This is a genomic window from Marinococcus salis, assembly GCF_054971365.1.
Map to the genome: position 1 here is coordinate 163,699 of NZ_JBQOJB010000006.1, position 8,207 is coordinate 171,905.

The 8,207-nt window shown below is 46.6% G+C and carries 7 protein-coding genes; 2 read left to right on the forward strand and 5 right to left on the reverse strand.

The features are described 5' to 3' along the window. Positions 1-353: 353 nt before the first annotated feature. From ACTTK6_RS08030 to ACTTK6_RS08040, 3 genes are all read right to left on the reverse strand, one after another. Positions 354-1,829 (reverse strand): protein adenylyltransferase SelO, encoded by a 1,476-nt coding sequence (locus ACTTK6_RS08030; protein ID WP_462833121.1) that lies wholly within the window; start codon positions 1,827-1,829, stop codon positions 354-356. A gap of 200 nt (positions 1,830-2,029) precedes the next feature. Beyond that, positions 2,030-2,764 (reverse strand): YqcI/YcgG family protein, encoded by a 735-nt coding sequence (locus ACTTK6_RS08035; RefSeq protein ID WP_462833122.1) that lies wholly within the window; start codon positions 2,762-2,764, stop codon positions 2,030-2,032. A 115-nt stretch (positions 2,765-2,879) separates the two neighbouring features. Further along, positions 2,880-3,758, reverse strand: a complete 879-nt coding sequence (locus tag ACTTK6_RS08040; protein ID WP_462833123.1) for an aldo/keto reductase — start codon at positions 3,756-3,758, stop codon at positions 2,880-2,882. 235 nt (positions 3,759-3,993) lie between these two features. Between ACTTK6_RS08040 and alr the strand changes: the two genes are divergently transcribed. Next, positions 3,994-5,082 (forward strand): alanine racemase, encoded by a 1,089-nt coding sequence (alr, locus tag ACTTK6_RS08045; protein WP_462833124.1) that lies wholly within the window; start codon positions 3,994-3,996, stop codon positions 5,080-5,082. Positions 5,083-5,127: 45 nt separating this feature from the next. Here the strand turns inward: alr and ACTTK6_RS08050 are convergent, their stop codons facing one another. Further along, positions 5,128-6,081 carry a Gfo/Idh/MocA family protein gene (locus ACTTK6_RS08050; protein WP_462833125.1) on the reverse strand — a complete coding sequence of 318 codons (954 nt, stop codon included), beginning with the start codon at positions 6,079-6,081 and terminating at the stop codon, positions 5,128-5,130. Positions 6,082-6,108: 27 nt separating this feature from the next. Then, entirely contained in the window at positions 6,109-7,029 is a 921-nt protein-coding gene (locus ACTTK6_RS08055; RefSeq protein ID WP_462833126.1) for a UbiA family prenyltransferase, read from the reverse strand. Between the two features lie 290 nt (positions 7,030-7,319). Between ACTTK6_RS08055 and ACTTK6_RS08060 the strand changes: the two genes are divergently transcribed. Next, the gene (locus ACTTK6_RS08060; RefSeq protein WP_462833127.1) at positions 7,320-8,156 is read left to right on the forward strand and encodes a TIGR00366 family protein; all 837 of its coding nucleotides are present in this window, start codon (positions 7,320-7,322) and stop codon (positions 8,154-8,156) included. Positions 8,157-8,207 lie beyond the last annotated feature (51 nt).

Below are 8,207 nucleotides of genomic sequence, written 5' to 3' on the forward strand. Positions count from 1 at the left end.
CAAGATTCTGCCACAGGAGACAAAGAAGAGTTGCTTTAGGAATTATTGCTCTGCTTCAGCTCGAAGGCACAGTGGCGCAGGCTTTATTTATCGCCAGCTCATTCCCCATGTCCAGAAACAGCGCCCTGTTGGCGCTCGAATATGATAATTATCCCGAATATGCTGCTCAGAGCGTGTTTATTTCAACAATATTTGGCGGCACTACCGTTTCCATAGTTATCTTTTTATCCCGGGTGCGGTACGGGTGAGGCAGAAAAAGCTGCAGCGCTGAGAATTAAAAAAGCAACAGTGATAAAAATAAGAAGCCTCCGTTCAGCAGTGAGCGGAGGCTTCCAGTAATTAATCATCGTTTTTTACGTGCCGCAGTACGTACGGTAGGGCACAAGTGAAGGAGCGGGAGGTGCTGTATATTTTTTCTGCTCTTTAGTATGGGCGTAAGGCTCTGAAAGTACATTCAGGAGCTGGTTCATCACGCTGTAATCCCCGTTTTTTTCAGCGGCTTCAATCGCCTCTTCCACATGATGGTTCCGTGGAATGACCGCAGGGTTATGGTCACGCATCAGCTGTCCGGAGAGGTCTTTGGATTCCTCCTGCCTTTCGAGGCGCTCAAGCCACTGTTCCTGCCAGGAAGCAAAGTCACTGTCCGTAAAGAGCCCGGAGTCATCGAACTGGTTAAAGGTCAGAGCACGGAAGGTATTCGTGTAATCGGCTTCATGCGTCTGCATAAGGCTGAGCAGGCTGGTGATAAGCGCTTCGTCTTCCTGTTCTTTCGTGAAAAGTCCGAGTTTGGCACGCATCCCCTGGAGCCAGTATTCATTAAATCGCTCAGGGAACTGAGAGATTTCTGCCTGAGCAAGCTCCACAGCTTTCTCCTGGTTTTCATCAATAAGCGGCACAAGGGCTTCAGCAAACCGGGAAAGATTCCATTCTGCCATGATCGGCTGCCTGCCGTAAGCGTAGCGGCCGCGCGCATCAATCGAACTAAATACAGTCTTTGGATCATAGCTGTTCATAAAAGCGCATGGGCCGTAATCAATAGTTTCTCCGCTGAGAGCCATATTGTCGCTGTTCATTACTCCATGGATAAAGCCGGCAAGCTGCCACTTGGAAATTAACGAAGCCTGGCGTGTAACGACTTTGCGGAGCAGCTCCAGGTAAGGATTTTCCGTTTCCCGGACTTCTGGATAGTGACGATCAATTGTATAGTCAGCGAGAGCCCGTAGATCGTTCATTGAGCCGTGGTTTAAAGCATATTCGAATGTGCCGACACGCAGGTGGCTGGAGGCAGTACGTGTCAATACTGCCCCGGTCAGCACGCTTTCCCGGAAAACGGGTTCACCGGTTTTAACAACAGCAAGACTCCGGGTGGTTGGTATGCCAAGCGCATGCATTGCCTCGCTGATAATATATTCCCGAAGCATTGGCCCAAGCGCAGCACGCCCGTCACCGCCCCGGGAATAAGGGGTCCGGCCGGACCCTTTCAGCTGAATATCAACTCTGCGGCCTTCAGGGGTTATTTGTTCCCCGTGAAGGAGGGCGCGTCCGTCCCCGAGCATCGTAAAATGGCCAAACTGGTGCCCGGCGTAAGCCTGGGCAAGCGGCAGTCCGTTCTCCGGCGTCTGGCTGCCTGCGAGTACCTGTACGTTTTCGTCTTCCCGCAGTGCTTCACTATCAAGCCCGAGAGAAGCAGCAAGCTGTTCGTTCAATATAACAAGCTCCGGTCCCTGGACAGGAGCTGGAGTGATTTTGGAAAAAAAGGTTTGCGGGAGGGCGGCATAGCTGTGTTCAAGCTGCCAGCCCGCTTTTTTTGCTGTGTTTTTTTCAGCCATAAATACTCCTTTAAAATATATTTTTGAAGCTAAGCAGTGTATATTGAAAAATCATTATTTATATTATGATACATCTTTCATTATACAAGCCTTCCTCCCAGTTCTTCAAATTTAAAGATGCAGAGTGTAGGCATTTAAAAACGCTTCCTGCGTTACACAGAAAGCGCTTGCGGCCATTAATTTCCTTGTAGATGAGATACCTATACGTCTTTATGATGAAATGGGCATTTGCCTTCTATTGGCTTAATGTCGTCTCCAATGAAAAACTGCTTCCACTCGTTGTGTGTTGGATCACCAAAGTGGCTGATATCCGGGTGAGTAGGGAGGTTATCCCATTTCTCCACGCGGGCCCGGACTTTTTCTCTCGACATGATGCCTCCTTTTTCTGTGCCTTCAAGCCCTTCGAAAATAGCACGGGGCTGAAAGCCGAGAATCAAACTGTTCCCGAGGTCTCTCGTTTTCCGCTGCTTATAGGCAGGGGCGTTACCGAAAACAAAAACGGGTTCGCCGGCAAAATGGTAGTCCCAAAGAAAATGATCGGGATCTTTTGGCTTGTCTCCCGGCCAGCTGTACCTGTCCTGTTCATGCAGGTGCTGCAGTACCTCCCAGAAATAGGAGCGGTAATAGTCGACGGACTGCTCACGTGCTTCGGGTTCGACGAAAAGAAACAGGCCGTGCCTGGTAAAAGGCGGTTCCGCCATTAAATGGAGAAAGCTTTCGAGCACACCACCAAGGTGATCCCAATGGTCATGAGTGATATAAGAATAGCGCAGTTCTCCTTTTCGCTGTGCTTTCATGCCGAAAAAGCAGGGGAACTCGGGGTTCGTTACTACGCGCTTGAAGGTCTGGTATTCCTCCTGCAGCCAGGAGGGGAGCCGGTCGGACGTTTCCATATCTTCTTTCGTCAGCAGATAAGGACTGGACGTTTGTAGCATGCTGCTGCTCCTTTCATTCAGGGGAATCAGGGGAGAACTTTCTCTCCTCTGGGAAAAAAGCCTTCAGCCTGTGCAGAAGCGGATGCTGGCTGAAAGCTTTTATATAAAACATTATTTAACTGCTGCTTTTCACAGCATTAGTAAGCGTATTAAATTCCTCATCGCTCAGTTTAATGCCGGCTGCAGCGATATTATCTTCCAGGTGGCTTACTGTAGAAGTGCCTGGAATTGGAAGAATAACGTCGGAACGCTTCAGGAGCCATGCCAGTGCGAGCTGAGCTGGTTTTGCATTATGGTCTTCGGCCAGCTGGTCCAGCGGGCCGCCTTCTTGGGCGAGTTCACCGGTGGCAAGAGGGAACCATGGAATAAAAGCAATATTGTTATCGTTACAATAATCAAGCATTTCTTCTGATTCACGATTGGCCAAGTTATAGCGGTTTTGAACAGAGGCAATAGAAGTTACCTTTTGTGCTTCTTTAAACTGTTCGGTATTCACTTCACTGAGCCCGATATGACGGATTTTGCCTTCTTCCTGCATTTTTTTCAGTTCACCGACCTGGTCTGCAACCGGAACCTCAGGGTCAACCCGGTGCAGCTGCATAAGATCAATGCGTTCAAGGCCTAAATCCATCAGGTTCAGCTCGACCTGCTGGCGCAGATATTCGGGACGTCCCACTGGGCGCCAGTCATTAGGGCCTGCACGGGTAAGACCGACCTTTGTCGCGATCGTCATGTCATCGTTATACGGATGGAGCGCTTCTTTAATAAGGCGGTTGGCTGTGAACGGGCCATAGGCGTCTGCTGTATCAATAAAATTTACCCCGAGTTCTGATGCCCGGCGGAGTACGCGGACAGCTTCGTCAGGATTGGAAGGCTCTTTCCATACGCCCTCGCCGGTCAGCTGCATTGCGCCGTAGCCTAAACGGTTCACTTCTATATCGCCGCCAATCCGGAACGTGCCGGCCTGATCTGCGGTAATGTTTGCATCATTCATATATGGTCCTCCTTCGGTAAAACAAAGTTTGTACACTTTGTTAATCATACCCGCACTGCTGGTTTTTTAATCCGATACAATTGATTAGGAACTTAGAGGCTAAAAGGGAGAGTTATTTGTATAAAAAGAAATGGAAAGGTAGTTTTTTACGGCTTTCGGAAAGGTATAGAACAGAAGACGCATGAAATTGTTCTTAAATATAGAATGATATTCAGCAGAAAAGGGCGTGTAATAGATGAACTCTTCATGGATCGAAATTAACGTAAAGGCTGTACGCAATAATATTAACCAGATCAAGCAGCGGATGCCGGATAAGTTTTTTGCCGGTGTTGTAAAAAGTAATGCCTATGGGCATGGGCTGGTTCCGATGGCAAAGTATATTGAAAACGAAGTGGATTACTTAGCGGTGGGGGTTGAAGAGGAAGGCATTGAACTGCGGAAAAACGGAGTAAAAACCCCAATTTTAGTTTTAGGGCCGTATTTTAATGAGGGACGTGTAATCGATTACAATTTAACACCTACCGTGGACACAATTGAAAAGCTGAAAAAATTAAATGAGGCTGCGGAAAAGAAAAACGCAGGCCAGTATCCATTTCATTTAAAAATTAACATTGCGTTGAACCGTTTTGGCCTGAATGAAAAAGATTTAAACCCATTCCTGGAAACGTACCAAACGCTGAATTCGGTGAAGGTGGAGGGTGTTTATTCTCATTTTGCTGCCAACAGGCACGCGGAAAAAATTACTGTTCAGAGTGACCGCTTAACGCAGTGCGTAGAAATCATAACAAAAATTTATGGTATTCATCCTGAATATGTACACATGGCCAACAGCGCGATAGCTGTCAAATACCCGGAGCTTGGCTTTAATATGATCCGTATCGGCAACGCCATATTCGGCCAGGCAGCTAGCAGAAACAGCCTGCGATTTGAAGAAACGTTTGAGTTGAAAACACCGCTTCTGGAAACCCGGGAAATCAAAAAAGGAAGTACGGTGGGATACGGGGATACAAAACCATTGAACGAAAAGATGACTGTAGGACTTATTCCACTTGGAGAAGCGCACGGCTTTAACTTTGCCCGGGAGAACCAGTCCAGCACGCCGAAAAAACTGGCTTTTAATATTCTTCGGAGTGTACGTTCCTACGTCCGGCCGCCGGCAAAAATATTCTGGGAAGAAGAGCCGGTATCCATTGTCGGGAAGCCGAGCTCACAGTTTTCGCTGATTGATGTAACCGGGAAGGTCATCAGCGAAGGAGACGCTTTAACGGCACGAGTTTCGATCATGAACGTGCAGGAGTCCATCGAACGAAAATATATAGAATAACAAAACAGGGCCCGCAGCTTCTAAAAAAGAAGGCTGCGGGCTTTTTCATGATTTTATAAGCTGTTCAAGCACGGAAGCATTTCCTTCAAAACCGTCCGAAGGCCAGTCCCTTCCCTCTAGCAGACCGAGTGAAAGCGACTGCATACCGGTGACATAATAGTTATCTAAAATAGTTTCGCTGTAGGATTCTCCGCTTTCTAGTTCGATGGAAACCCTGCATGGCTGCTCTGTTGGGACAAATGCCCGGTGGGCGCGCAGAACCCCTTTTGTTCCGATTACTTCATACTCATTGCGGGTGGCTGCATTCATGCCGGAGTCAAAGTGAGCGAGTCGGCCATCGGAAAAGGTAAGGACCCCCGCAGCCGCCCAGTCGCTCCGGCCGTTTTCATGAAAAGAGTAATAGGCGCTTGCATAGTCTGGTTCCCCCATAACCTGCCGGATGGCGTGAATGCAGTAGCAGCCGACATCATAAAGGCTCCCGCCGCCGTCAGCCTGAGAATGAAGGCGGATATTGCTTTCGGTATGCTGCAGCGGAAATGTAAACGAAGAACGCATCGTCACAATCTCTCCAATTGCATTGCCTGCAAGAATCTTTTGGACAAGTTGGTGCTGGGGATGAAAACGGTACATGAAGGCTTCCAAAAACTGGACGCCGTTTTCTTCGCAGACGGTTTTGATTTCCACAGCTTCCGCCCGATTCAGCGCAGCTGGCTTTTCGCACAGTACGTGCTTCTGTTTTCTGGCAGCTTTAATGCTCCATTCTTTGTGCAGATGATTAGGGAGGGGAATGTAGACCGCATCGATATCGGGATCGTCAAGAAGTTCGTCGTAGCTGTGATAGACCTCCGGAATATGAAAAGCTTCTGCGAGTGCCTCTGCTTTGCCGCTGCCGCTCGCAATTGCATGAACTTGTGCATTTTCCGTATGCTGCAGAGCAGGCAGCATTTGTTTTTTGGCGATATCGGCAGTGCCCAGGATTCCCCATCGAATTGTTTTCATCAAAAAGCCTCCTAATTAAATAGTAGTTTAAAAGATCCCTTGAAGCAGAAGAGCCAGTGCCAAGAAAAATCCGCATAGTACTGTACTTTTAATTGACGCCCCCATGAGCGGTCCGTAGGATTCAGAGGGATTAGTATCCCCCAGGGCAGTATATGCTTTCATGAGCGGCCAGGCAGAAATAACAGCAATCAGGGCATACCAGGGAAGCGCCCCGACAAGGATACCTAAGGGGATCGTGAGCATAGCGAGCAGGGTGAAGGCTTTTGAGAGAAGCAATCCTTTCTTTTCCCCGAGGACTACTACAAGCGTATTTTTTCCGGAGTCACGATCGGCTCTCCAGTGAAGGAAGTGGTGATTGTAGAGTACCATAGTGGTGAGGATACCAATCGGAAGGGAGAGAAAAAATGCCCGGGTGTCAAAAAAGCCTGTCTGCACGTAGTAGCTTCCCATTACGGGAAGAACCCCGAACGAAAGCAGAATGGCGACTTCGCCGTAACCTTTGCCCCGGTAGCCGAACTTGAACGGAGGGGCTACATAAAAGTAAGCAAGCATCCCGCCAGCAGCTGCAAGCACCAAAAGCGGCCATCCTTTGGCGATACTTAATATGATACCGCATAATAAAGCCAGGGTTAAAAACATCCAGGTGACAAGCGCGAATGTCTTCTCAGACACCCGCCCTTCCGTCAGCATACCGGAATTGGTGGAAACATCATTTGCGGTATCCTGAGCCTTAGTATCAACGCCGTTGCGGTAGTCCCATAAGTCGTTCACCATATTAGAAAACAGATGGGCGCTAAACGCACCGATCAGTGTAATGATAAACCAAAGCGGCTCGAAGACACCGTTCCATGCGAAAGCCCCAAGTGCTCCCAGCAGCACTGGCATCAGCATAACAGACAAAAAACTTGCCCGCGCGGCTTCCAGCCAGAAAGAAATTGTATGTTTCATGAGCAATCGTCCTTTCAACGTGAATTAAACATAACGTGGGCAGATAAAAACTGCCTAAGAATTATATCAAAAAGAAAAGACGAATACCTGAATGAGGCTTATTAAGTAATATAATATATTTTTCAAATATAGACTTTAGCTATTTTCAGTGAGCATAAAAATTCCAAATAAGAGTAATTTCAAATAGCCAGATCATTTTAAAAACGAATAAAAGTATAACTGGATGGTATTTCACTTAAAGTTAAAAATTCGATAAAGTTAAATGTAAGCGATTACAAAGGAGGCATTATTTGAAGACATTAACGAGAATCTCAACTAGTTTAGTACAGCGTTACCTGCCGGACCCTTTTCTTTTTGTTCTTGTTTTAACTTTAGTAGTGTTTTTTTCGGGATTACTTTTTACACCTAGTACACCAATCAATATGGTGACTTATTGGGGAGATGGGTTCTGGGACTTGTTAGAATTTGCAATGCAAATGGTTCTTGTATTAGTTACAGGGTACGTACTAGCGAGTAGTCCGTTTTTTAGCCGTCTTCTTAAAACAGTGGCATCGATAGCCAAGACACCAGGACAGGCTATAGTTTTAGTAACGTTAGTAGCTTTGGCGGCAAATTGGATTAATTGGGGTTTTGGTCTAGTAATTGGGGCATTATTTGCAAAAGAATTAGCGAGACAAGTGCCTAAAGTAGATTACCGTTTGTTAATTGCCAGTGCATATAGCGGATTTATAGTTTGGCATGGCGGTCTTGCTGGTTCTATTCCCTTGACAGTTGCTACTCCAAATAATATTTCACAAAACTTAATTGGTTTATTATCTACAAACCAAACGATTTTTTCTGCCTTTAATTTGACTATCGTTGCTTCTTTATTCGTTACTGTGCCAATAGTTAATAGAGTAATGATGAACCAAAAGGAAGCTGTAACAATTGATCCAGTACTGCTAGAAAATAGAAAAGCAGCAACAAAACAAATATTTCACGAGGAGCAGACGCCGGCAGAACGGTTAGAAAACAGCAAATGGCTTTCTATGATTATAAGCGCGTTTGGTTTAGTTTTTCTAATTTATTATTTTGTTACGAATGGTTTTCAGCTTAATTTAAGGCTCAACACCAAAATATGTTCTTGACCCTTCAATACTGCACCCGCTTGTCGTTACACTCTAAAAGCAGGCGTTGTT

Coding starts and splice junctions, on each gene's coding strand:
- ACTTK6_RS08035 (WP_462833122.1), bottom strand. CDS start 2,764: ATGCTACAAACGTCCAGTCCTTATCTGCTGACGAAAGAAGATATGGAA.
- ACTTK6_RS08030 (WP_462833121.1), bottom strand. CDS start 1,829: ATGGCTGAAAAAAACACAGCAAAAAAAGCGGGCTGGCAGCTTGAACAC.
- ACTTK6_RS08055 (WP_462833126.1), bottom strand. CDS start 7,029: ATGAAACATACAATTTCTTTCTGGCTGGAAGCCGCGCGGGCAAGTTTT.
- alr (WP_462833124.1), top strand. CDS start 3,994: ATGAACTCTTCATGGATCGAAATTAACGTAAAGGCTGTACGCAATAAT.
- ACTTK6_RS08040 (WP_462833123.1), bottom strand. CDS start 3,758: ATGAATGATGCAAACATTACCGCAGATCAGGCCGGCACGTTCCGGATT.
- ACTTK6_RS08050 (WP_462833125.1), bottom strand. CDS start 6,081: ATGAAAACAATTCGATGGGGAATCCTGGGCACTGCCGATATCGCCAAA.